Source organism: Enterobacter sp. Ap-867 (assembly GCF_011752855.1).
In the GTDB taxonomy this organism is placed as follows: Bacteria; Pseudomonadota; Gammaproteobacteria; order Enterobacterales; family Enterobacteriaceae; genus Cedecea.
Genome location: NZ_VWWS01000003.1, coordinates 304509 through 326896, shown reverse-complemented (window position 1 = coordinate 326896; position 22388 = coordinate 304509). Strand labels below are relative to the sequence as shown.

The following is a 22388-nucleotide window of genomic DNA, read 5'->3' as shown; positions in this document are numbered from 1 at the left end:
ATTTTCGTCGGCAACCGCGGCTGCGTGCAGATCTTCACCGGTGAAATCCGCAAAGTGGTCCCGATGGAAAACTGGGTCAACGTGTTCAACCCGGAATTCACCCTGCACCTGATGGGCGACACCATCGCCGAAAGCTGGGTAACCCGCAAACCAACCGCCGACGGCCACGTGACCAGCCTCGAGCTGTTTGCCGCCGACGGCACGCAAATTGCCCAGCTGTACGGCCAGCGTACTGAAGGCCAGCCGGAGCAGGAGCAGTGGCGTCTGCAAATTGAAGCCCTGATCGGCAAAGGGTTAGCGGCATGAAACGCCTGCTGCTCGCCATCCTCGCCCTGCCATTGATGGCAGGTGCGGCCGAGCGCGTGGTAACCATCGGTGGCGACGTCACCGAGATTGCCTGGGCTCTGGGTGCGGGTCAGGATGTGGTGGCTCGTGATAGCACGAGCCTTCATCCCGATGCCGTGAAAAAACTGCCGGATGTGGGCTACCTGCGCCAGCTTAATGCCGAGGGTATTCTAGCCATGCGCCCGACGCTGGTACTGGCCAGCGCTCAGGCTCAGCCATCCATGGCGCTGAAGCAGGTTGAGGCCAGCAAAGTGAAAGTGGTTACCGTTCCGGCGGAAAATAACCTCGAGAGCATTGATGCCAAAGTGGCTGCCGTGGCTACCGCGCTGGGTAAAACAGCCGAAGGCGACAAGCTGCGCAAAACGCTTCACGACCAGCTAGCGGCGATCCCGGCCAAACCGCTGGGCAAAAAAGTGCTGTTCATTATGAGCCACGGCGGCATGACCGCCATGGCTGCCGGGCAGGAAACCGCCGCGGATGCCGCGATTCACGCCGCCGGACTGGACAATGCCATGCAGGGCTTCAAGCGCTACCAGCCGCTGTCTCAGGAAGGCGTGATCGCCAGCAAACCTGACCTGATCCTGGTCACCACCGATGGGGTGAAAACCCTCGGCGGAGAAGCCAAAGTCTGGGCATTGCCAGGGCTTGCGCAAACGCCAGCCGGGAAAAATAAACAGCTGATGGTCGTCGATGACATGGCGCTGCTCGGCTTTGGCATTGATACCCCGCAGACGATCCTCGCCCTGCGCAAAAAAGCGGAGCAACTGCCGTGATACGCCGACCTTTGCCTCACCATGCCCTGTGTTTGATGGGGCTGGTTTTGCTGGCAATGGCGCTTATTGCCGCTAACCTCGGCGCCATGCGGCTGTCTGTGGCCGTGCTGTGGCAGACGCATGACGACACGCTGCGTGACATCTGGCTCAACATCCGTCTGCCGAGGGTGCTGCTGGCGGCGCTGATCGGCGGCGCGCTGGCGCTGTCGGGCTGCGTGATGCAGGGGTTGTTCCGTAACCCGCTTGCCGATCCGGGACTGCTTGGGATCAGCAGCGGGGCCGCGCTGGCGGTGGGGCTGTCGATTGTTATGCCGCTGGCTCTGCCGGCGGTTTTAGCGCTTTATGCCCCTATGCTGGCAGCGTTTGTAGGCAGCCTGGCGGTGACGCTGGCGATTTTCCTGCTTAGCCGGAAAGGCACCAACAGTTTGTCTCGCCTGCTGCTGGTGGGCATCGCCATCAATGCGCTGTGCGGCGCGGCGGTTGGCGTGCTGTCGTGGATAAGCAACGACACTCAGCTGCGCCAGCTTTCTCTGTGGGGCATGGGGAGCCTGGGCCAGGCACAATGGTCCACGCTGCTCGCCACCGCGTCGCTTATTCTTCCTGCAAGCCTGGGCATCTGGCTGCTTTCAAAGCGCCTGAATTTGCTCCAGCTTGGTGATGAGGAAGCGCATTACCTGGGCGTGGATGTCAAAACAACCCAGCGGCATTTGCTGATCCTGAGCGCATTGTTGGTTGCTGCGGCGGTAGCCATCAGCGGCGTGATCGGCTTCGTTGGTCTGGTGGTTCCGCATCTGGTGCGCATGTGGCTTGGGTCCGATCATCGCTGGCTGGTGCCCGGCTCCGTGCTGGCCGGTGCCATGCTGCTGTTGGTGGCCGATACGCTGGCGAGAACGATTGTCGCGCCAGCAGAAATGCCTGTAGGCCTGTTGACCAGCCTGATAGGCGGCCCCTGGTTCCTGGCGATGATCTTTCGCAGCAAGGAGAGCGCGAGATGAATGAAGTTTTGTCCACGCACGATATTTCGCTGAAGCTGGGCCACCGTTATCTGATTGATAACGTCAATGTCAGCCTGAAGCCGGGTGAAGTTGTGGCGCTGATTGGCCCAAACGGCGCGGGCAAATCCACGCTGTTGCGGCTGTTAACCGGGTTTCAACAGCCTGACAGCGGGCACGTTGCGCTGGCAGGCCAGGATTTGAATCAGTGGTCCAACGAAGCGCTGTCCCGCAAACGCGCGGTGATGCGCCAGCAAAGCAGCATGGCGTTTAGCTGGACGGTAGAAGACGTGATCGCCATGGGCCGTGCACCGTGGCCGCAGGCGTCAACGGCCGGCGTCGTGGCGGAAGTCATGGCGCTGACCGGGTGCGACTCTCTGAGCGGCAGAGATTTTTGTCGTCTGTCAGGCGGCGAGCAACAGCGGGTGCAGCTTGCCCGGGCGCTGGCGCAGCTTTGGTGCGACGGGCAGCCTCACGGCTGGCTGTTTCTGGACGAGCCTACGTCGGCGCTGGATCTCTACCACCAGCAGCATGTGCTGCGCCTGCTGCGTCGCCTGGCGCAAATGGGGACGTTATCGGTCTGCGTTGTGCTGCACGATTTGAATCTGGCGGCACTCTGGGCCGACCGTATCGTGCTGTTACATAAAGGCAGGCTGGTGGCAAACGGAACGCCTGATGAAGTGCTGGAAGAGCAAACGTTGCAGCGCTGGTATCAGGCCGATCTGCGGGTGTTCCGACATCCGGAACACCCGGTTCCTCAGGTAGGCCTGCGCCAGTGATCAGCTTGAACAGCTGACTTCCAGCCGTTTTCCCCAGTCAGGTGGGCGCTGCGTCATATCGTCCTCACGATCGGAGAACGGCTGGAGCAGCGCCTCGTGGAGTTTAGCCAGTTCACGAGTATCGCCCTTTTCGGCAGCTTCGATTGCCCGCTGTGCCAGCCAGTTGCGTAAGACCAGCGCCGGGTTCACCGCCTGCATTTTCTGCTGGCGTTCGGCATCACTCACCTGCTCCGCCTGAAGCCGCTCACGATAGCGCCCAAACCAGGCATCAAAACTTGCCCTGTCGATAAATTCATCCCGCAGCGGCGACGCCGCGCTGAGCTGCTCCGTCACGCTCAGCATCCGGAAGGTACGCGTGTAATCGCTGCCTTCTTTGCTCATCAGGGCGAAGAGCTCACTCAGGATTAGGTTATCGGCCTGCTGTTCGGTGAAAAGCCCCAGTTTGGCACGCATCCGCTGGCCAAAAGCACGCATAATTGCCGGCTGGTAGCCATCCAGAATCGCGTTCAGCTTCTCGGCCGTAATAAACGGCGACAGCGTCTGCGCCAGGCGCTGCAGGTTCCACAGCCCTACCGCCGGCTGGTTGTCGAAGGCATACCGGCCCTGGTAGTCGGAATGGTTACAGATAAATTCAGGCTGATAGTCGTCGAGGAAGCCATACGGGCCGTAGTCCATGGTCAGGCCAAGAATCGACATGTTGTCGGTGTTCATTACCCCGTGGGCAAAGCCCACCGTTTGCCAGCTGGCAATGAGCGCGGCGGTACGCGCCACCACGTCGGTAAACCACAGCTCATAGCGTTCTTCAAGCCCCTGCAGATGCGGCCAGTGGTGACGAATGGCGTAATCGGCAAGCTGCTGCACTTTTTCCGGCTCGCGGCGATAGTAGAAATGCTCAAAATGCCCAAAACGCAGATGGCTTTCGGACACCCGCAGCAGCATTGCCCCCTGCTCAACCGTTTCACGCTGTACCGGCGTATCGCTGGTGACTATAGTTAACGCTCGCGTCGTCGGAATGCCTAAAGCATGCATGGCTTCGCTGGCGAGAAATTCGCGAACAGTGGAGCGCAGCACGGCCCGGCCATCGCCCATGCGAGAGTACGGCGTCAAGCCTGCGCCTTTGAGATGCCAGTCAACCTTGCGTCCGTCCGCCAGCTGCTGCTCTCCCAGTAAAATACCGCGCCCGTCCCCCAGTTGCCCTGCCCAGACGCCGAACTGGTGCCCGCTATAAACCTGGGCGAGCGGCTGCATGCCGGGCAGCAGCGTTTCGCAACTCCAGATCCCCTGCTGTGGTGCAGCAAAAAACGAGGCGTTAATCCCCAGATCGTCTGCCAGCGGCTGGCTGTGATAAAGCAGCCGGGCGTTTTTCAGCGGCGTGGGGGTTAATTCGCTGTAGAACCCCGGCAGCTCATCGTGCCAGGTATTCAGAAAAGCTAAAGTATTGGTCATGGTTCCTCCGCCCGACAGTGTAGCCCCAGTAATGCATTTTAAACACAGTCGAGCAGCAGGGGCTTTAGTGAACCAGACCTTCATGAGGGGGGAAAAGTGAGGCCAGTCCTTCCGGCGGCACCAGCGGCCAGAGTTTGCCCTGCATCGCGGCAAAGCCTAAACCCTGCACTTTACGTCGCGCGCTGGCGGTATCTATCCCGGCAATCAACAATGCCTGACAAAACGGCGAAACCTGTCCAAGAATGGCAAGCATAAAGGGCGAGAAAGTGCGGCCAGGAAGCTGTTTCTGAACAAAAAATCGGTCCATGATCACATGCCGGAACAGACCATCAAAAATAGATTTTGTGGTGGCATTGCCTGCACCAAAGTCAGCCAAACCGAGTGGGAAACGTTCAGCCAGCCAGGCCAGTCTTAAATTCGTTTTACCGCTATTTAAATCAGGAAAGCTTTCGCTAATCATTAATTCAATAAACGGCAAAGCCTTTAGCCGGATATATAAATCCTGGTTGTTAATTAGCGCATCAACAATAGTTTCATTAATATGAACCCAGACAACAAGGTACCGGGTGATAAAGAAATGCTGATGTTCTTCTATTTGCGTTAATTTTTCTCTAAACAGTTCGAGATGCTGTTCCGGCGCAAGATGAGGAATTAACAATTCGGTTGGAATACGAACCGGCGCGTCGGCACCCACGAAGTTAGCAACGATTTCGACGCCCAAAATGCTATCGTCCGGCCTGACGGCGGGGCGATAGTAGAGGTGAGAACAATAAACACTATCAAGTGAAACAATCATTTTGCCAGCCCTGTGGATTTCTGGTTGGACGGCAGAGAGATACAGCGCCAATCCGAAAATAGTCGGATAGCTGCTATCGCTGTGAATTTCACACTCATCCCTGAAACGTTTAAGCTTTATGTTTTAATAACTTTTAGCTTATCCTGGATATCCGTACATAGCCAGTTTTTAACGTAAATTCCGAACGGAATCACGAGCAATGATGCAAGGTAAAAAAGATTCATTCTCACAATGCTCATTCAGTAATTTACGCGTGGCAAAGCGGGCCATGTCGCCTATTGGGAAATAAACGCTGGTTAGCGCCGGGCGGACAAATGCCGCACGATCGCCACTGTCATAACAAATAAGGGATATATCCAGAGGAATGCGTAAGCCCCGCTCGGTAATGGCCAGCATCGCCCCGACGGCCATCTCTTCGTTACAGCAATAAAGGGCGCTGATTTTATATTCATCCAGCAAGGCCGAGGTTTGCCGATAGCCGCTGGGCATATCGTACTCGCCTTCCACCACCGCCACCGGGGTAATGCCCTGCTCTTCCATGGCATCGAGAAAGCCCTGGCGTCGTAAGAGGCTGGAGGCGCGCTGGGTCGGGCCATGCAGGCAGGCGATTGCCAGGTGGCCGGCATCCAGCAAATAGCGGGTGGCCATGTGGCTGGCAAGACGATGATCGAAGACCACGCAGCGCGGGCTTAATGCGGGCACGTCTCTGTCGAGGATGATAAACCGGTTACCTCGTTCCGCCAGTTGAAGCAGCGTTTCGTCCGCGATGGCACGGACATGGAGAATCAAGCCATCACAGCGCAGATTGTAGAGTCGCTGAATGGCATTGCGCTCGTTCTCTTCTACGCCACGCCCCTGCGTCACCAGCAGTTGCTTGCCGTGGGATTCAGCTTCACTTTGCACCGTATCCATCAGCGTCCCGAAGAACCCCCCAGTGTATGACGTGGTTACCAGACCAATGGAATGGCTCTGGCTGGACGCCAGCGCTCTGGCTGCAGGATTGGGGGAATAGCCCAGTTCAGCAATCGCGGCCTCCACTTTAACGCGGGTTTGCGATTTAACCTTAGTGTCGCCATTCACCACGCGGGATACGGTGGCGCGGGAGACGCCGGCGTGGGCAGCAACATCTTCGAGGGTGACCATGACACAATCCTTAGCGGGAAAAGCACAATGCATCCCGATATTACCTGATATTGCCAATACCGTTGACGTTGCCCGCAGATTTGCGGGAACGGTCACGATTTTCAGTCAAGAAAAAACAGGAAAGGCTATATGCGGCGGGCTTGCCAGAATTTTTTACGCCAGTAGACGTTGTCCAGAGAGGAACGCATAACGCCGCGACTGGTAGACGCGTGAATAAAGGTGTTGTCGGTGTCATAAATGCCGACATGCAGGCCGCTTTCGCCCGAGCCGGTTTTGAAGAACACCAGATCGCCAGGCAGCAGGTCGTCTTTATCGATTTTTGTGCCGATTTCTGCCTGCTCGCTGGTCATGCGCGGTAGCATCAGATCGAACCTGTCGCGGAAGGTCATCAGCACGAAGCCCGAACAGTCCACGCCGCGTCGACTCATGCCACCGTAGGTGTACGGCGTGCCGTGCCAGCTGCGGAGCTGATCGTTTAGCTGAGCGATAACGGTGATGGAATCGGAAAGCCTGGCGTTCGGATGAGGGGCATTATGACTACACCCCACCAACACTATGCATGCCACTGCAATAAGCCACAAACGCATTTTCAGACAACTCCCGGTCTTGCTGTTTCCAGTAATTTAGCCTGTCGCCCGGAATTATTGCAAGCTTTCCACGATGTTATAACGGGCTTATCAGCATACTGTGCCCTTCGATACGCAAGAGTCGGAACGGCATTTGGTAAGCTGCGGCTAAATTTTTCGGCGTCAGCACTTCATCCTTCGGCCCCTGAGCGATCATTTTTCCCTCACGCAAGAGCCACACTTTATGGGCATGACGCAGGCTATGGTTCAAATCATGGCTGCTCATCACTACCGCAATACCCGTCTCACAAAACGTAAGCAAAAGGCGATCTAATGCGGCCTGCTGGGCGACATCAAGGCTGTTCATCGGCTCATCCAGCAGCAAGAGCTGCCCTTCGGGATTGGCCGAGGGATCAATCTGCAGCAGCACGGCGGCAAGGCGAACACGCTGCCATTCACCGCCGGAAAGCTGGTTGACCGACCGGGTCAGTTTGTCTGAGAGCCATAGCGACGCCGCCAGACGCAGCATTGCCGCTTCGGACTCAGGCGAGGATTGATGTAGCTGCAGGTAATGCCAGACGGGCATTGCAAAAGGAGGAAGCTGCTGCTGGCTTAGCCAGGCACGATGTCGGGATAGCCCGGCAGGCAACCAGTCGTCAAGCGGCTGCTGATTAAACAGAAGGCTGCCTTGCCCGGCGCTTAACCCTGCCATTCGCGCGAGCAGCGTGCTCTTGCCTGCCCCGTTCGGCCCGACAAGATGGATAAGTTCTCCGGGCTCCACCGCCGCAGATATTGGCCCAACCCGGCCCGCGACGGTGACGCCTGTCAGCTGCAGCAGGGACAACTTATTTAGCCAACGCCTGTTTAATGGCGTCCAGCACCACAGGATCTTCCGGCGTCATGTCCGGAGAGAAACGCTGAATCACTTTGCCATCACGGCCAATCAGGAATTTTTCGAAATTCCACAGGATGTCGTCAGGGTAAAGCGGGCCACGCCCTTTGCTGCTCATTCGCTCCAGAAAACCGCTGCCTTCCGGGGCAACGGCTGCCGGGCGCGCATCAATCAGCTTCTGATAAAACGGATGTCGGTGCTCGCCGTTGACATCGATTTTGCTAAACAGCGGGAACGTCACGCCGTAGGTAGTGCTGCAGAAGGTTTTAATTTCTTCGCTGCTGCCAGGCTCTTGCCCCAGGAACTGATTACATGGGAAACCAAGCACGCTGAACCCCTGAGCTTCAAAGTCTTTTTGCAGGTTTTCCAGTTGCTCATACTGCGGCGTCAGGCCGCACCTGGAAGCGACGTTCACCACCAGCAGCACTTTTCCCTGCCAGCTCTCCAGCGTGGTGTTTTCGCCGTCAATGGTGGTGACTTCGGTATTCAGAACATTGCTTTGCATATCATCCCCTTCCTCTGTGAGCCGAATTAACGTCCGGCTTTCAATAATAGCCAGATAAACACCGGCGCGCCGAGCGTAGCGGTGACCACGCCAATGGGCAGCTCGGCAGAACTTAGCGCAAGCCTTGCCACCACATCCGCGCCGGTTAAGATCGCGGCCCCAGCCAGCGCACTGGCAGGCAGCAAAACGCGATGATCGGTTAACCCCGCGAGTCGCAGCATGTGCGGGATCACCAGACCGACAAATCCAATCGCGCCAGCAAGCGCCACGCTGACGCCAACCAGCCAGCCGGTAGCCACAACCAAAATATTGCGCCACAGCCAGACGGAAAGCCCCAACTGCCGGGCTGAGTTTTCTCCGAGCGCCATCAGGTTGAGCGGCGCATGCTGTCGGCACAGCCAGACCACCACCGGCAGCAGCGTCACCATCAGCCAGCCCTGACGCCAGTCCACGCCGCCAAAGCCGCCCATCATCCAGTACATCAGCTGGCGCAGGTCGAGGCTTGAGCTAAAGTAGACCGCCCAGGTCATCAGGGCACTACAAATAATGCCGAGGGCGACACCTGCCAGTAATAGACGACTGGTGGAGAGATGACGACGGGAAAAACGTAACAGAATAAAAGTGATCGCTAAGGCACCGAGAATGGCGCACAGCCCCAGCACCCAGCCCGGCAGCATCCCCTGCCCGAGCAACAGGGCAACAACCAGCGCAACTCCGGCGCCGTTGGAGACGCCAAGTAAACCGGGTTCGGCCAGCGGATTTTCAAACAGCGACTGCATAATCGTGCCGGTCACGGCCAGAGCCGCCCCCACCAGCAGGACGGCCAACGTTCGCGGCAGGCGGATTTGCCAGATAAAGAGCCGGGCCTCATCATTCCACCAGGAAAGAGGGGAAAACCAGACATCCCCGGCACACAGGCTCAAGGCCAGCATCGTCGCCGTGGCAAAGACCAGGGCCACTAGCCAGCGTCGCTCAAACCTGCGTTGTCTGGTTACAAAATTCAGCATTCCGTAAAGGCTCCCCCTGCCCCGTTTATGCGCCTGATTTTACGGGGAGTTCGCCGAAGAGAACAAGCAAAGAAAAGGCCTTAATACCGCACCTGTCCCGAATTACTTTTCTACTGGCCGTTTACGAGTGAACTGCTGCTCCAGCATTGAGCTTCCCCACTGCTCGCCCTGCCATTCCCTGGTTAGCTTGAATCCCATCGACTCATAAAGATGGCGAGCGGCATTCAGTCCGCTAAAAGTCCACAGCTGCACGGCGGAAAAACCATACTCATCGCAAAAGCGCATGGCCTCACGTAAAAGCGCTCGCCCGATACCGCTGCCACGGCACTCATCGTCGAGAATAAACCAGCGTAAATGGGCTTCGTGATTGCCCAGATCCTCACCATCGATGGATACAGAGCCCACTATTTTGCCGTTGTGGAGCACCACCCAGATGCGGTTACACGGGCGATCCAGCCGCCCTGAAAACTCCGCCAGCCCGGCGGCGACCTTCCCTTCAAAAAAATAGCCGAAGTTATAGTGCTTTGAGTAATAGTTAGCGTGCATTTCCGCCACGCGGCCAATTACGCCCGGCTGGTATCCCGTCATTATCTCGAAGTTTTTTTTTCCCTCCTCGCCCGTCAACTCACCACGACAGGCTTTCAGCGCCTGAGCATAGTTAGACAGGCCAGCAGCCACTGATTGCTGCGCCGGAGCATTCAGGTGCGCCAGAGCCTTCTCTACCCGCATTCTGCCGTATCTGTGGATTTCCCTGACCGTTTGTTTACCCTGGGCGGTCAAACGGAGTCGCCTGGCTCTGGCGTCTTCGTCTGAAACGCTCTCGAACAGCTCTCCCGCCTTGCGCAGTTTGCCTATCATTCGGCTGACGCTCGACTTCTCCAGACCAAGAATCTGGACCAGATCGGCCGCAGTGACGTTCTCCCGTGAATCAATTTCAAGCAAAGCATGAACCGCAGAAGCAGAGTAGTTCGTGGCGGCAAGCGTTGAGTTGAGAAAACCAAGCTCGCGTACAACCTGGCGCGATGAGGCGCGTATAGATTCGATTAGGGTGCTGTCAGACATGATCGATACCGTTGAAATATGGTTGTACAATACAACCATTTGGCAGAAATGTTTGTCAAGCACATGTCGTTAAGCAACAGGACTTAAAAGCAAAAGAAAAAGGCCGCGAATGCGGCCTTTTTTGTTAACTCAGGTTACTCGTCTTTTGGCGACGCGTTTTCAACCCGACTTTTTAGCTTCTGACCAGGTCGGAAGGTCACCACACGGCGCGCCGTAATGGGAATATCTTCACCGGTCTTCGGGTTGCGCCCGGGACGTTGGTTTTTATCGCGTAAGTCAAAATTACCAAAGCCCGAGAGTTTAACCTGCTCACCGTTTTCCAGAGCGCGACGGATCTCTTCGAAAAACAGCTCTACCAGCTCTTTGGCATCTCGTTTGCTAAGCCCAAGCTTATCAAACAGATATTCTGACATTTCAGCTTTTGTAAGCGCCATACGTTCAATCCCTCAATGATGCCTGGAATCGCTCTTTTAATGCCTCTACACATTTTGCAACGGTAGCGGCCATCTCCTCTTCTTCGAGTGTACGGCCCGTATCCTGAAGGATAAGGCTTATGGCCAGGCTCTTGTAGCCATCGGCTACGCCCTTGCCACGGTACACGTCAAATAAGTTTACGCCAACTACCTGATTTGCGCCAACTTTCTTACACTCGGCCAAAACATCTGCTGCCGGGACGTTTTCAGCCACCACAACAGCGATATCGCGGCGGTTTGCCGGGAAGCGGGAAACGTCCTGCGCCTCAGGCACCACGCGGTCTGCGAGCTTGCTCCACAGCACCTCAAACACCACCGTGCGGCCGTTAAGGTCCAGTTTACGCTCCAGTTCCGGGTGAACAACACCAATGAAACCAATGCATTCACCTGCTAAATAAATGGCAGCACTTTGCCCAGGATGCAAGGCCGGATTTGCCTGCGCTCTGAATTCGATGTCTGAAAGTTTACCGGTCAGGGCCAGAACGGACTCCAGATCGCCTTTCAGATCATAGAAGTCAACGGTGTTGCGCGCCAGATCCCAGTGTTCTTCATAGCGGTTGCCGCAGATAGCCCCCGCCAGCATAAGATCCTGACGAATCCCAAGGTCTGCCTGAGTATCAGGCACAAAGCGCAGGCCGGACTCGAAAATACGCACGCGGCTTTGCTGGCGATTCTGGTTATAAACCACGGTTGTCAGCAGGCCACTCCACAGCGACAGGCGCATAGCGGACATGTCGGTAGAGATCGGATTAGGAAGAATCAGATTTTCTTCGCCAGGGTGCAAAAGCTGCTGAATTTTCGGGTCGACGAAGCTGTAGGTAATGACTTCCTGGTAACCTTTGTCCACCAGCATGGTTTTCACACGCTTCAGAGAAAGGTCGGCTTCGCGATGGGTGCCCATCACCAGACCTGCCTGTACCGGGCTGTTTGGAATACTGTTGTAGCCGTAAACGCGGGCCACTTCTTCCACCAGGTCTTCTTCAATTTCCATATCGAAACGCCAGCTCGGCGCCACGGCAGTCCACTGCGCCTGACCTTCGGTCACTTCGCAGCCCAGACGACGCAGAATGTCGCTAACCTGAGCATCTTCGATGTGGTGACCAATCAGACGGTCCAGTTTGCTGCGACGGAGCGTGATCGTAGCGCGCTTAGGCAGGTGCGCTTCGCTTGTGACATCGATAACCGGGCCAGCTTCACCGCCACAGATATCCACCAGCAGGCGAGTCGCTCGCGCCATCGCTTTATACTGCAGCGCAGGATCGACGCCGCGCTCATAGCGGTGGGAAGCATCGGTATGCAGACCATGGCGGCGCGCACGACCGGTGATAGACAGCGGGCTGAAGAAGGCACATTCCAGCAGTACGTTCTGGGTTTCGTCGTTTACGCCTGAATGCCCGCCGCCGAAGATACCGCCCATGGCCAGCGCTTTATTGTGATCGGCAATAACCAGGGTGTCGGCATTGAGCTTCGCTTCGCTGCCGTCCAGCAGGACCAGGGTTTCGCCCTCTTCCGCCATACGCACCACGATCCCGCCTTCAATACGGTTCAGGTCGAAGGCGTGCATCGGCTGACCAAGCTCCAGCAGCACATAGTTGGTCACGTCAACCACCGCATCAATGGAACGAATACCGCAGCGACGCAGCTTCTCTTTCATCCACAGCGGCGTGGGTGCCTTAACGTTGATGCCTTTCACAACGCGGCCCAGGTAACGCGGGCAAGCTTCTGCGGCGTCTACGCGAATAGGCAGCGTGTCATTGATAGTCGCAGCCACGGCGGTAATTTCTGGCTCAACCAGAGGCAGCTTGTTCACCACCGCCACGTCGCGAGCTACGCCGATAATACCGAGGCAGTCGGCACGGTTTGGCGTGACGCTGATTTCAATGGTGTTGTCGTCCAGCTTCAGGTATTCGCGGATGTCAGTGCCGATTGGCGCGTCCGCTGGCAGCTCGATAATGCCATTATGATCGTCGGAAATACCCAGCTCGGAGAAGGAGCACAGCATCCCTTCGGACGGCTCACCGCGCAGTTTGGCCGCTTTGATCTTGAAATCGCCCGGCAGCACGGCGCCAACAGTCGCCACGGCAACTTTAAGACCCTGACGGCAGTTTGGTGCGCCGCAGACGATATCCAGCAGGCGATCGCCACCGACGTTAATTTTTGTTACGCGCAGTTTGTCGGCGTTTGGATGCTGACCGCACTCGACCACTTCCCCGACCACAACGCCGTGAAAAGCCCCTGCTACGGCATCGACACCGTCAACTTCAAGCCCGGCCATAGTTATCTGGCTGGAAAGTTCGTCACTGCTGTTGGCTGGGTTTACCCATTCGCGTAACCAGAGTTCACTGAATTTCATTGGATATCCCGCCTTTATTTGAACTGTTTGAGGAAACGTAAATCATTTTCGAAGAATGCACGCAGATCGGTCACGCCGTAGCGCAGCATGGTCAGACGCTCCATGCCCATACCGAAGGCGAAGCCGGAGTAAACTTCCGGATCGATACCTACGTTACGCAGCACGTTCGGGTGCACCATGCCGCAGCCCAGTACTTCCAGCCACTTGCCGTTTTTACCCATCACGTCCACTTCAGCGGACGGCTCGGTGAACGGGAAGTAGGACGGGCGGAAGCGAATCTGCAGGTCTTCTTCAAAGAAGTTATTCAGGAAATCGTGCAGCGTTCCCTTCAGGTTGGTGAAGTTGATGTTGGTGTCAACGATCAGGCCTTCCATCTGGTGGAACATCGGGGTGTGGGTCTGATCGTAGTCGTTACGGTAGACGCGGCCCGGGGCAATAATACGAATTGGCGGCTGCTTGTCTTTCATGGTGCGGATCTGCACACCAGAAGTCTGGGTACGCAGCAGACGGGTCGCGTCAAACCAGAAAGTATCGTGGTCCGCGCGCGCCGGGTGGTGCCCTGGAATATTCAGCGCATCGAAGTTGTGGTAGTCATCTTCGATTTCAGGGCCAGTTGCTACGGTGAACCCCAGCTCGCCGAAGAAGCTTTCGATACGATCGATGGTGCGGGTTACCGGGTGCAGGCCACCGTTTTCAATCCGACGACCAGGCAGAGAAACGTCAATCGTTTCTGCAGCCAGACGTTCGTTCAGTGCGGCGCTTTCGAGTGCAGCTTTGCGGGCGTTCAGGGCTTCCTGAACCTGCTCTTTAGCTTCGTTAATCACCGCGCCCGCAGCCGGACGTTCTTCCGGTGGCAGTTCACGCAGGGTGGTCATTTGAAGGGTCAGATGCCCCTTCTTCCCCAAATATTCGACGCGTACATTATCTAACGCGGCAACATCCTGGGCATCGTTTATGGCTGCTTTGGCACTGGCAACCAGCTCTGCGAGATGTGGCATGGTATTCCTCTTATGCCGGCAAACTGCCGGGGTAGTTGGTCTGATTCGAAAACGAAACGCAAAAAAAAAGCCTCCGTACAGGAGGCTTTCGGCGCTGTTTTTCGTTTCTTTTCTTACGCGCAAAGCCCCCTGAATCAGGCGCTAAAGTAAAAAAAGAAGCGGAAAATAGCAGCATTCATGCTTGCAGTTACCTTGTTTTGACAAATTTCGCTTTGGCTATTGAACGAGCTACGGCGTTGAAAGTCAATAAATTGATTGTGTTATGCCCTAATAATTCGATTTGTAGTAAGGCGACAAGCTCGATTATCCCCGGGAGCTTACTTAAGTAAGTGACTGGGGTCAGCAAGTGCAGTTAACGCAGCTACAGATTGAAGTATGACGGGGATAAATTAAAAGAGGGAGCAAGCTCCCTCTTATAACTGGCTTATGCCAGAGCTGCTTTCGCTTTCTCAACCAGGGCAGTGAATGCCACTTTGTCGAATACGGCGATGTCAGCCAGGATCTTACGGTCGATTTCAACAGAGGCTTTTTTCAGGCCGTTGATGAATTTGCTGTAAGAGATACCGTTCTGACGAGCTGCAGCGTTGATACGTGCAATCCACAGCTGGCGGAACTGACGTTTACGTTGACGACGGTCGCGGTAAGCGTACTGACCAGCTTTGATAACAGCCTGGAAGGCAACGCGGTATACGCGAGAACGCGCACCGTAGTAGCCTTTAGCTTGTTTGAGGATTTTTTTGTGACGAGCACGTGCGATTACACCACGTTTTACGCGAGCCATTTAGCTCTCCTGTTTCTATTCTGAATTAATTAAAAAAAGTTTACTTATGCGTACGGCAGGCAAGCGACAACCAGGCCCAGATCCCCTTTGGAGACCATGCCTTTCGGACGCAGATGACGTTTACGTTTGGTAGACTTTTTAGTCAGAATGTGACGCAGGTTAGCGTGCTTACGCTTAAAACCGCCAGAAGCAGTCTTTTTGAAGCGCTTAGCGGCGCCGCGTACTGTTTTGATCTTTGGCATTTCAATTTCCACTTCGCATTGTTAATAAAACGAACCAGTAGGCGAACAAAACCCGCGAGGCCTAAGCCCCGCGGTCTGTTACTTGATGGCCTTACTGTTTCTTCTTCGGAGCAAGCACCATGATCATCTGGCGGCCTTCGATCTTCGTTGGGAAGGATTCGACCACTGCCAGTTCACTCAAATCGTCACGGACGCGGTTAAGCACTTCCATACCAATCTGTTGGTGTGCCATTTCACGCCCACGGAAACGCAGGGTGATTTTGGCTTTGTCTCCGTCTTCCAGAAAGCGAACCAGGCTGCGGAGTTTTACCTGATAGTCGCCATCATCGGTACCAGGTCGGAATTTAATTTCCTTAACCTGAATAACTTTTTGCTTCTTCTTCTGTTCCTTAGAAGATTTGCTTTTCTCGTAGAGGAACTTGCCGTAGTCCATGATGCGGCAAACAGGCGGCTCGGCGTTTGGACTGATTTCTACTAAATCAACCCCAGCCTCTTCGGCTTTTTCTAAAGCTTCATTCAGACTGACAATACCAATCTGCTCGCCATCAATACCGGTCAGACGAACCTCAGTGGCACGAATCTCTCTGTTAATGCGATTAGGACGCGCCGGTTGAACTCTTTTTCCGCCTTTAATACTTTATTCCTCCAGTTGATGAAGATTGCGGCTGCGAATTTCTTGCTGCAGCTTTTCAATCAATTCGTTGACGTCCATGCTCCCCAGGTCTTTGCCGCGGCGGGTACGAACGGCAACTTTGCCTGCTTCGACCTCTTTATCGCCACAAACCAGCATATAAGGGACACGACGTAACGTGTGTTCACGGATTTTAAAGCCTATCTTCTCATTTCTCAAGTCTGCTTTTACGCGAATGCCCGCATTTTGGAGTTTACGAGTCAATTCGTTAACGTATTCTGCCTGGCCATCGGTGATATTCATCACCACCGCCTGCACCGGAGCAAGCCAGGTTGGGAAGAAACCAGCAAACTCTTCGGTCAGAATACCGATAAAGCGTTCCATTGAACCTAAAATGGCGCGGTGAATCATTACCGGCACCAAACGCTCGTTATTTTCGCCAATATAGGAGGCGTTCAAGCGGGTTGGCAGGGAGAAGTCAAGCTGGACGGTACCGCACTGCCAGGCACGATCCAGGCAGTCATACAGCGTGAACTCAATTTTCGGGCCGTAGAATGCACCTTCACCCGGCTGATAGTCAAACGGGATATTGTTTTCCTGCAATGCAACAGCCAGATCCGCTTCCGCGCGATCCCACATTTCGTCACTGCCGATGCGTTTTTCCGGACGGGTAGACAGTTTCACCACGATTTTCTCGAAACCGAAGGTGCTGTACATGTCGTAGACCATGCGGATACAGCTGTTTACTTCATCGCGAACCTGCTCTTCAGTACAGAAGATGTGGGCGTCGTCCTGAGTAAAGCCGCGAACACGCATCAGGCCATGCAGCGCGCCCGAAGGCTCATTGCGGTGGCAGCTACCAAATTCCGCCATACGCAGCGGCAGGTCGCGGTAGGACTTCAGGCCCTGGTTGAAGATCTGCACGTGGCCCGGGCAGTTCATCGGTTTGATGCAGTATTCACGGTTCTCGGAAGAGGTGGTGAACATCGCGTCTTTGTAGTTGTCCCAGTGGCCCGTTTTTTCCCACAGAACGCGGTCCATCATGAACGGACCTTTCACTTCCTGGTACTGGTACTCTTTCAGCTTGGAACGGACGAACACTTCCAGCTCGCGGAAAATCGTCCAGCCGTCGTTATGCCAGAACACCATACCCGGCGCTTCTTCCTGCATATGGTACAGGTCAAGCTGCTTGCCGATTTTGCGGTGATCGCGCTTGGACGCTTCTTCCAGACGCTGCAGATAAGCGTTCAGCTGCTTTTTGTCCGCCCAGGCGGTGCCGTAGATACGCTGCAGCATCTTGTTGTTGCTGTCACCGCGCCAGTATGCGCCGGAGGTTTTCTGCAGCTTGAAGTGATGGCAGAAACGCATGTTTGGCACATGTGGCCCGCGGCACATATCCACGTATTCTTCATGATGATACAAACCTGGTTTGTCATCATGGCTGATATTTTCATCAAGAATGGCAACTTTGTAGTTTTCGCCGCGGTTGACGAAAGTCTCACGTGCTTCCTGCCAGCTCACCTTTTTCTTGATAACGTCGTAATCTTTCTCGGCCAGCTCGTGCATACGCTTCTCGAGCAGCTCAAGATCTTCCTGCGTCAGGGTGTGGTCCAGATCAACGTCGTAGTAGAAACCGTTGTCGATAACCGGGCCGATCGCCATTTTAGTGTGCGGCCACAGCTGCTTGATGGCATGACCGAGCAGGTGAGCACAAGAGTGGCGAAGAATTTCCAGACCCGCTTCGTCTTTAGCGGTGATAATGGCGAGCTTCGCGTCGTTTTCGATAATATCGGAAGCATCAACCAGTTCACCGTCTACGCGGCCAGCGATACACGCTTTGGCAAGACCTGGACCGATGTCCAGCGCAACGTCCATTGGGCTAACGGGTTTGTCGTAATGGCGTTGGCTGCCATCAGGAAGAGTAATAACAGGCATGTTAAGTCCTTATCTGCAGTGGTGACCCACACGAAAGATCACATACAGTAGAGAAATTGGATTTAGAACAACTCGTTGCGTAACCATTTGACCAACAATCGCCGAATTGGTACGCAGTCTGGTGTACAAATGAAAATGGCATCACTGCCATCTCACCTGAATCGCAGATGGTAACACTAACAGGAAGGGGAATACATCCCTTGTTGCCGTGAACGAGCTTGATAAATAGGGCCGTCGCCCACCCTTTTCAAGGCGCGTTATGCCGCTTTGTCTTTCTCTTCCACCAGCACCAGCGGGCATTTTTTTACCTTACAAGCCTGGGAGTAAGCCAGGTCGCACACCGCACAAAGGTCTCTCAGTTCCGACTCATATTCGTATTCCATAAAATAGCGAAAAGTCCCACCGCCGGACTCAGTGCGCCAGAATCGCTGCGGCTCCAGAATTTCATCAAGCTGCCTGAAGGTCAGGGCTGAAGGGTTATGAAACCCCACTCGTACGCGATAGATAGTCATGCACGATTATTCTCAGGGCGCGATGCGTTTTGCCAGGTGGTTTTGGTTCTCAAAAGGATAGGAAAAAACGAAGAGTGGGCGCACGAGGAAAAAACAAAGCCGGATATTGTCCGGCTTCTTAATCTTACATTTTATACCCGAGCGTAATTTGCGTACGTCTGTCGGTATGGTTTGGTGCAGTAGACGGCGGATCGGAGTTCCAGGTCACGTTATAGCCTACTTTCAGGCCAAAGTGCTCACTGATAGCCACATCCAGCGCCGTTTCGGAGTTCACCGTGGTGTCGTCACTGCCCAGCACGGACACGCCCTGAATAAACTTAGCGTTGTCGGTCAGCTGCCAGTTATAAGTCGCAGACGCATAGCCCAGCGCCTGAGTCTCGTTTTTACCATCGGTAAATTCGTCATAACGCACACCTGGACCGAATTCCACACGCAGACTGTGAACTGGACCGTTCAGCAACTGGCGACCATAACCCGCAGTGAAGACATCGCGCGCATGGTAGCCGTTGTATCGGTCAGTCAACCAGCTGGCCTGACCAAACAGATAGTCATAGTCAGTCATGTTGTAACGACCACGCCCACCCGCTGAGTATTTCTCGGAAGAGCGCACATCGTTGGAAGAGGTGTTGCTGGCGGTACCCCAAATTGACCAGGCGGTAGCCGTATTGTACCAGGTCATATTGGTGTTAGCAGTCAAGTTAGAACTTTTGGTATTGCCTGCCTGCGCAAGATAGCCTGCATTCAGATTACCTTCGAAGGGTTTCTTCGCGGTAGTCGGGTCATCCATGACAGTAAATACTGAGTCATCTGCCACTGCGAAATGGCTAAAGAACGCTCCACCGGTGAGTAAAAGCGCAACCGGCACTGTCTTTAAAAGCTTCATTTATTAATCCGTACAACACAAAAAAGAAACCATTAAGGTTCCGGAATCTTTCCTCGGGATCAAATCGAAGCCGCCCCGGAAAGGTTACAAATTATAAAAACTCCGCAATAACATAGCAATGGATTCTTGTTTCATTTTTTGTATAAGAGAGCTCTTAAAATATCTTTATTTTCATAAGGATACGAAGGTTATGGTTTTTGGATAATCATTCGATAAATCATGATTTTAATTAACATTTCACTTCCCGCTTCGGTGCTACGCTTTAGGACAATGGCTAAAAAAGGAGGAGACATGACCGCTATTTTTACACTCACCCTCGCCCCTTCCCTCGACAGCGCCACCGTCACGGCGCAAATCTATCCTGAAGGGAAACTTCGCTGCACCTCGCCCATCTTTGAACCCGGCGGCGGCGGTATAAACGTTGCCCGTGCCATTGTCCATTTGGGGGGACACGCCACGGCGATATTTCCGGTTGGCGGCGCGACTGGCCAGCACCTTCGCGATCTGCTGCTTGAAGAGCATGTCACCGTGGACACCGTGGAAGCGAAAGACTGGACTCGCCAGAACCTGCACGTACATACCGAATCTACCGGCGAACAATATCGATTCGTTATGCCTGGAGCCGCCCTGACGGAGGATGAATTCCTGCACCTGGAACAAAAAGCCCTTGCCCTTCATTCCGGCGATATTCTGGCGATCAGCGGGAGCCTGCCGCCGGGCGTTGATCTCAAAAAGCTCTGCCGCCTGGTAAAAATGGCTCAGGAGAAAGGCATACGCTGCATCGTGGACAGCTCAGGAGAGGCACTGAAAGCCACACTCGCGTTAGGAAACATCGAACTGGTGAAGCCAAACCAAAAAGAGCTGAGCGCCTTAGTCCAGCGCGAACTTACGCAGCCGGACGATGTGCGAGCCGCCGCGCAGCACCTTGTCGACAGCGGCCAGGCAAAACGCGTCGTGGTTTCTCTGGGAGCCCAGGGAGCCCTGGCGGTTGATACACAAGAGTGTGTGCACGTTGTGCCACCGCCGGTCAAAAGCCAAAGCACCGTCGGCGCCGGAGACAGCATGGTTGGCGCCATGACGATCAAGCTTGCGGAAAACGCGCCTCTGCTGGATATCGTTCGCTATGGCGTGGCTGCCGGCAGTGCCGCTACGCTGAACAAAGGCACCCGCCTCTGCTCGCTGGAAAATACGCAGAAGATCTACGCCTGGCTACGAGGCTAACGTTTCGTTGCAGAATAAACGGGCTGCCTCCGGGCGAGAATATCGCCATTCCGGCAGCATGAACTATGCTAAAACCTTCAGGATAACAACGGGGTGACTATGAGCGAAGTTGAACGCTATCTGATAACGGTGCAATTTGAAGAGCAAAGCCTGGCCGACATCAACGAGCTGAACAACCAGCTCACGCGCGGCGGTTTTACCCTCACGCTCACCGATGATCAAGGCAAAATTCACGAACTTGGCCCGGGCAGCTTCGGGCTAATCAGTCCGCTTGATGAACAAGAAGTTGCAGCGTTGGCCAGAGGGCTGGGAAGCGTAGCGCTTGGCACGGAGCCTGACGTCGTCGTTACCCGCTGGGAAGCCTGGCAGAAACAAAAGTAAGTACTGGCCGGGGTTGTGCGTCAGCGCGTGTTTTTGCCCGGCAAACGGCGATAAGCTATTGATTGCAGTGTCTACCAGCCAACCTGGGGAGAAAAGTCATGTGGCAAGCCATCCGTCATTTGTTAAGCGAGCAGTTAGGCGAAGCAGAGATTGAACAGCGCACTGAGCTACCCGGCGGCGAAATTCACGCGGCATGGCATATTCGTTATGCGGGCCACGAGATTTTCGTCAAGTGTGACGAACGCGAAATGCTGCCCATCTTCACGGCAGAAGCCGATCAGCTAGAGCTCCTGTCGCGCAGTAAAACCGTCAGAGTACCCAAGGCCTGGGCGCTCGGCAGCGACAGAGATTACAGCTTCTTGCTGCTGGAGTATCTGCCTTCTAAACCCCTCGATGCCCATAACGCGTTTCTCCTCGGTCAGCAGTTGGCCCGGCTTCATCAATGGAGCGACCAGCCGCAGTTCGGTCTGGACTTCGACAACGATCTCTCCACCACCCCGCAGCCCAACGCCTGGCAGCGACGCTGGTCGACCTTCTTTGCCGAGCAGCGCATTGGCTGGCAGTTGGAAATGGCGGCGGAAAAAGGCATCGACTATGGCGATATTGATTTGATCGTTGATTTTGTCCAGCAGGCGCTGGCCTCGCATCAGCCTCAGCCTTCCCTGTTGCACGGCGATCTCTGGTCGGGCAACTGCGCCCTCGGGCCTGACGGGCCCTTTATTTACGACCCCGCCTGCTATTGGGGTGACCGGGAATGCGACCTGGCCATGCTGCCGCTGCACAACGACCAGCCGCCGCAAATTTACGACGGCTATCAGTCCGTCTCTCCTCTTCCGGCGGGCTTCCTCGACCGCCAACCCATTTACCAACTTTATACCCTGCTTAACCGGGCGATTCTGTTCGGCGGGCAGCACCTGGTGACGGCGCAAAAAGCGCTGGAGAAAGTATTAGCGGCGTAAAAAGCAGGCCGCGCCTGAACGGCGTGGCCCGTTATTTTATAAAAAGCCGAGCAGCTTGAAGAAGAAATAGCCCACCACGATGACAATCACCGGCAGGACATAAAGCGGAAAAATCTGCAGTAAGATCGTGTGATGTGGCACAACCACTTTTGCATCGAGCTGCGCTTTGCTGAGTCCCTCCGGCCCTTTGGCCTGTTCAAGAATCAGCTGATCCTGCACGCCCTCGCGCAGGAATTTTGCCTGACGGCTCATGCGGGCCCCGGAGTCCTGCAGCGCCAGACCGATAAAAATCAGCGCAAATATTAGCCAGAAGAAGACGTTCACCTGGCCGTTAAAATCCGGCAGCGGCGAGTTGTACCAGAAGAGATTCAGGAACGGCGTATTGAACCGCATCATCTCAATCATCACGTGGGCGAAATCCATCATTACCGCGTCAATGCCCGGCTGTTTTTCGCTGTGCTGATACATAAATTTCAGGATGGAAATTACCGTCGACAGAAGCGCCGGGATAAAAATAATCCAGCCCGCCACGCGCTTTAAAATCGCAATGCGTCCAGCTTGTTGATACGTCATGTACTCCCCTTTATTAGGACGTAACGTTATACGCTCAAAGTCTACCCTGTGTGGCGTTATTTCGCCTGAGCTTTGCGGGCTAAATTCGCAAAAGCGGTAGCTTCGAGCTTTGTTTCCGGCTAAAGATACACAAACATTTT

General features: G+C 54.9%; 26 protein-coding genes and 1 other annotated feature. Of the genes, 7 read left to right on the top strand and 19 right to left on the bottom strand.

The features are described from left to right. From F3J26_RS12100 to F3J26_RS12085, 4 genes are all read left to right on the top strand, one after another. On the top strand, positions 1-306 hold a 306-nt coding region (locus F3J26_RS12100; RefSeq protein ID WP_286175220.1), incomplete at its 5' end, for a ChuX/HutX family heme-like substrate-binding protein. Then, the gene (locus F3J26_RS12095; RefSeq protein ID WP_166994037.1) at positions 303-1118 is read left to right on the top strand and encodes a heme/hemin ABC transporter substrate-binding protein; all 816 of its coding nucleotides are present in this window, start codon (positions 303-305) and stop codon (positions 1116-1118) included. The genes F3J26_RS12100 and F3J26_RS12095, both read left to right, overlap by 4 nt. A 35-nt stretch (positions 1119-1153) precedes the next feature. Further along, positions 1154-2113, top strand: coding sequence for a FecCD family ABC transporter permease (locus tag F3J26_RS12090; protein ID WP_008456543.1), 960 nt, complete (start codon positions 1154-1156; stop codon positions 2111-2113). Then, positions 2110-2889 (top strand): heme ABC transporter ATP-binding protein, encoded by a 780-nt coding sequence (locus tag F3J26_RS12085; protein ID WP_166994035.1) that lies wholly within the window; start codon positions 2110-2112, stop codon positions 2887-2889. Before F3J26_RS12090 ends, F3J26_RS12085 begins: the two co-directional genes overlap by 4 nt. On the opposite strand, the gene selO is transcribed toward F3J26_RS12085, so the two are convergent. From selO to F3J26_RS11995, 18 genes are all read right to left on the bottom strand, one after another. After that, positions 2890-4335: a protein adenylyltransferase SelO gene (selO, locus tag F3J26_RS12080; RefSeq protein ID WP_166994033.1), complete on the bottom strand. Its 1446-nt coding sequence runs from the start codon at positions 4333-4335 to the stop codon at positions 2890-2892. Positions 4336-4399: 64 nt separating this feature from the next. Beyond that, positions 4400-5131, bottom strand: a complete 732-nt coding sequence (locus tag F3J26_RS12075; protein WP_166994030.1) for an EAL domain-containing protein — start codon at positions 5129-5131, stop codon at positions 4400-4402. 168 nt (positions 5132-5299) lie between these two features. Then, entirely contained in the window at positions 5300-6274 is a 975-nt protein-coding gene (locus F3J26_RS12070; protein WP_008456550.1) for a LacI family DNA-binding transcriptional regulator, read from the bottom strand. Between the two features lie 125 nt (positions 6275-6399). Next, positions 6400-6861 carry a C40 family peptidase gene (locus F3J26_RS12065; protein ID WP_008456552.1) on the bottom strand — a complete coding sequence of 154 codons (462 nt, stop codon included), beginning with the start codon at positions 6859-6861 and terminating at the stop codon, positions 6400-6402. Positions 6862-6937: 76 nt separating this feature from the next. Then, complete coding sequence (gene btuD / locus F3J26_RS12060) at positions 6938-7675, bottom strand: vitamin B12 ABC transporter ATP-binding protein BtuD (protein ID WP_442892203.1); 738 nt, start codon at positions 7673-7675, stop codon at positions 6938-6940. Between the two features lie 10 nt (positions 7676-7685). Then, on the bottom strand, positions 7686-8237 hold the full coding sequence (locus F3J26_RS12055; protein ID WP_166994026.1) for a glutathione peroxidase: 552 nt from the start codon (positions 8235-8237) through the stop codon (positions 7686-7688). A gap of 26 nt (positions 8238-8263) precedes the next feature. Continuing rightward, positions 8264-9244: a vitamin B12 ABC transporter permease BtuC gene (gene btuC, locus F3J26_RS12050; protein ID WP_008456557.1), complete on the bottom strand. Its 981-nt coding sequence runs from the start codon at positions 9242-9244 to the stop codon at positions 8264-8266. Positions 9245-9346: 102 nt separating this feature from the next. Beyond that, entirely contained in the window at positions 9347-10306 is a 960-nt protein-coding gene (locus F3J26_RS12045) for a bifunctional helix-turn-helix transcriptional regulator/GNAT family N-acetyltransferase (RefSeq protein ID WP_166994024.1), read from the bottom strand. A gap of 134 nt (positions 10307-10440) precedes the next feature. Further along, positions 10441-10740 carry an integration host factor subunit alpha gene (ihfA, locus tag F3J26_RS12040; RefSeq protein ID WP_001229265.1) on the bottom strand — a complete coding sequence of 100 codons (300 nt, stop codon included), beginning with the start codon at positions 10738-10740 and terminating at the stop codon, positions 10441-10443. A 4-nt stretch (positions 10741-10744) separates the two neighbouring features. Continuing rightward, on the bottom strand, positions 10745-13132 hold the full coding sequence (pheT, locus tag F3J26_RS12035) for a phenylalanine--tRNA ligase subunit beta (RefSeq protein ID WP_166994022.1): 2388 nt from the start codon (positions 13130-13132) through the stop codon (positions 10745-10747). 14 nt (positions 13133-13146) lie between these two features. After that, positions 13147-14130 (bottom strand): phenylalanine--tRNA ligase subunit alpha, encoded by a 984-nt coding sequence (gene pheS, locus F3J26_RS12030; protein ID WP_008456562.1) that lies wholly within the window; start codon positions 14128-14130, stop codon positions 13147-13149. A 60-nt stretch (positions 14131-14190) separates the two neighbouring features. After that, positions 14191-14314, bottom strand: a sequence feature (Phe leader region). Then, positions 14265-14309 carry a pheST operon leader peptide PheM gene (gene pheM / locus F3J26_RS12025; protein WP_106120997.1) on the bottom strand — a complete coding sequence of 15 codons (45 nt, stop codon included), beginning with the start codon at positions 14307-14309 and terminating at the stop codon, positions 14265-14267. (Overlaps the previous feature by 45 nt.) A 240-nt stretch (positions 14315-14554) precedes the next feature. Next, the gene (gene rplT / locus F3J26_RS12020) at positions 14555-14911 is read right to left on the bottom strand and encodes a 50S ribosomal protein L20 (protein ID WP_000124850.1); all 357 of its coding nucleotides are present in this window, start codon (positions 14909-14911) and stop codon (positions 14555-14557) included. Positions 14912-14955: 44 nt separating this feature from the next. After that, on the bottom strand, positions 14956-15153 hold the full coding sequence (rpmI, locus tag F3J26_RS12015; protein WP_006118955.1) for a 50S ribosomal protein L35: 198 nt from the start codon (positions 15151-15153) through the stop codon (positions 14956-14958). Between the two features lie 91 nt (positions 15154-15244). Further along, complete coding sequence (gene infC / locus F3J26_RS12010; protein ID WP_071530481.1) at positions 15245-15787, bottom strand: translation initiation factor IF-3; 543 nt, start codon at positions 15785-15787, stop codon at positions 15245-15247. A 3-nt stretch (positions 15788-15790) separates the two neighbouring features. Continuing rightward, on the bottom strand, positions 15791-17719 hold the full coding sequence (thrS, locus tag F3J26_RS12005; protein WP_008456585.1) for a threonine--tRNA ligase: 1929 nt from the start codon (positions 17717-17719) through the stop codon (positions 15791-15793). Between the two features lie 257 nt (positions 17720-17976). Next, on the bottom strand, positions 17977-18231 hold the full coding sequence (locus F3J26_RS12000; RefSeq protein ID WP_008456587.1) for a hypothetical protein: 255 nt from the start codon (positions 18229-18231) through the stop codon (positions 17977-17979). A 124-nt stretch (positions 18232-18355) separates the two neighbouring features. Continuing rightward, positions 18356-19114 carry a DUF481 domain-containing protein gene (locus F3J26_RS11995; RefSeq protein ID WP_008456590.1) on the bottom strand — a complete coding sequence of 253 codons (759 nt, stop codon included), beginning with the start codon at positions 19112-19114 and terminating at the stop codon, positions 18356-18358. A 291-nt stretch (positions 19115-19405) separates the two neighbouring features. Between F3J26_RS11995 and pfkB the strand changes: the two genes are divergently transcribed. The 3 genes from pfkB (at position 19406) to F3J26_RS11980 (ending at position 21675) form a co-directional block, all read left to right on the top strand. Continuing rightward, positions 19406-20335 (top strand): 6-phosphofructokinase II, encoded by a 930-nt coding sequence (gene pfkB, locus F3J26_RS11990; RefSeq protein WP_008456592.1) that lies wholly within the window; start codon positions 19406-19408, stop codon positions 20333-20335. 99 nt (positions 20336-20434) lie between these two features. Then, positions 20435-20716 carry a type V toxin-antitoxin system endoribonuclease antitoxin GhoS gene (ghoS, locus tag F3J26_RS11985; protein ID WP_008456593.1) on the top strand — a complete coding sequence of 94 codons (282 nt, stop codon included), beginning with the start codon at positions 20435-20437 and terminating at the stop codon, positions 20714-20716. Between the two features lie 98 nt (positions 20717-20814). Then, positions 20815-21675 carry a fructosamine kinase family protein gene (locus F3J26_RS11980; RefSeq protein WP_166994020.1) on the top strand — a complete coding sequence of 287 codons (861 nt, stop codon included), beginning with the start codon at positions 20815-20817 and terminating at the stop codon, positions 21673-21675. Between the two features lie 36 nt (positions 21676-21711). Here the strand turns inward: F3J26_RS11980 and F3J26_RS11975 are convergent, their stop codons facing one another. After that, positions 21712-22248: a YniB family protein gene (locus F3J26_RS11975; protein ID WP_166874878.1), complete on the bottom strand. Its 537-nt coding sequence runs from the start codon at positions 22246-22248 to the stop codon at positions 21712-21714. Between the last annotated feature and the right edge of the window lie 140 nt (positions 22249-22388).

What these genes read in the sequence shown, in the direction of transcription:
- F3J26_RS12095 (WP_166994037.1), top strand. Translation starts at nt 303, where the DNA reads ATGAAACGCCTGCTGCTCGCCATCCTCGCCCTGCCATTGATGGCAGGT.
- F3J26_RS12090 (WP_008456543.1), top strand. Translation starts at nt 1,154, where the DNA reads ATGGGGCTGGTTTTGCTGGCAATGGCGCTTATTGCCGCTAACCTCGGC.
- F3J26_RS12085 (WP_166994035.1), top strand. Translation starts at nt 2,110, where the DNA reads ATGAATGAAGTTTTGTCCACGCACGATATTTCGCTGAAGCTGGGCCAC.
- selO (WP_166994033.1), bottom strand. Translation starts at nt 4,335, where the DNA reads ATGACCAATACTTTAGCTTTTCTGAATACCTGGCACGATGAGCTGCCG.
- F3J26_RS12075 (WP_166994030.1), bottom strand. Translation starts at nt 5,131, where the DNA reads ATGATTGTTTCACTTGATAGTGTTTATTGTTCTCACCTCTACTATCGC.
- F3J26_RS12070 (WP_008456550.1), bottom strand. Translation starts at nt 6,274, where the DNA reads ATGGTCACCCTCGAAGATGTTGCTGCCCACGCCGGCGTCTCCCGCGCC.
- F3J26_RS12065 (WP_008456552.1), bottom strand. Translation starts at nt 6,861, where the DNA reads ATGCGTTTGTGGCTTATTGCAGTGGCATGCATAGTGTTGGTGGGGTGT.
- F3J26_RS12055 (WP_166994026.1), bottom strand. Translation starts at nt 8,237, where the DNA reads ATGCAAAGCAATGTTCTGAATACCGAAGTCACCACCATTGACGGCGAA.
- btuC (WP_008456557.1), bottom strand. Translation starts at nt 9,244, where the DNA reads ATGCTGAATTTTGTAACCAGACAACGCAGGTTTGAGCGACGCTGGCTA.
- F3J26_RS12045 (WP_166994024.1), bottom strand. Translation starts at nt 10,306, where the DNA reads ATGTCTGACAGCACCCTAATCGAATCTATACGCGCCTCATCGCGCCAG.
- ihfA (WP_001229265.1), bottom strand. Translation starts at nt 10,740, where the DNA reads ATGGCGCTTACAAAAGCTGAAATGTCAGAATATCTGTTTGATAAGCTT.
- pheT (WP_166994022.1), bottom strand. Translation starts at nt 13,132, where the DNA reads ATGAAATTCAGTGAACTCTGGTTACGCGAATGGGTAAACCCAGCCAAC.
- pheS (WP_008456562.1), bottom strand. Translation starts at nt 14,130, where the DNA reads ATGCCACATCTCGCAGAGCTGGTTGCCAGTGCCAAAGCAGCCATAAAC.
- rplT (WP_000124850.1), bottom strand. Translation starts at nt 14,911, where the DNA reads ATGGCTCGCGTAAAACGTGGTGTAATCGCACGTGCTCGTCACAAAAAA.
- rpmI (WP_006118955.1), bottom strand. Translation starts at nt 15,153, where the DNA reads ATGCCAAAGATCAAAACAGTACGCGGCGCCGCTAAGCGCTTCAAAAAG.
- thrS (WP_008456585.1), bottom strand. Translation starts at nt 17,719, where the DNA reads ATGCCTGTTATTACTCTTCCTGATGGCAGCCAACGCCATTACGACAAA.
- F3J26_RS12000 (WP_008456587.1), bottom strand. Translation starts at nt 18,231, where the DNA reads ATGACTATCTATCGCGTACGAGTGGGGTTTCATAACCCTTCAGCCCTG.
- F3J26_RS11995 (WP_008456590.1), bottom strand. Translation starts at nt 19,114, where the DNA reads ATGAAGCTTTTAAAGACAGTGCCGGTTGCGCTTTTACTCACCGGTGGA.
- pfkB (WP_008456592.1), top strand. Translation starts at nt 19,406, where the DNA reads ATGACCGCTATTTTTACACTCACCCTCGCCCCTTCCCTCGACAGCGCC.
- ghoS (WP_008456593.1), top strand. Translation starts at nt 20,435, where the DNA reads ATGAGCGAAGTTGAACGCTATCTGATAACGGTGCAATTTGAAGAGCAA.
- F3J26_RS11980 (WP_166994020.1), top strand. Translation starts at nt 20,815, where the DNA reads ATGTGGCAAGCCATCCGTCATTTGTTAAGCGAGCAGTTAGGCGAAGCA.
- F3J26_RS11975 (WP_166874878.1), bottom strand. Translation starts at nt 22,248, where the DNA reads ATGACGTATCAACAAGCTGGACGCATTGCGATTTTAAAGCGCGTGGCG.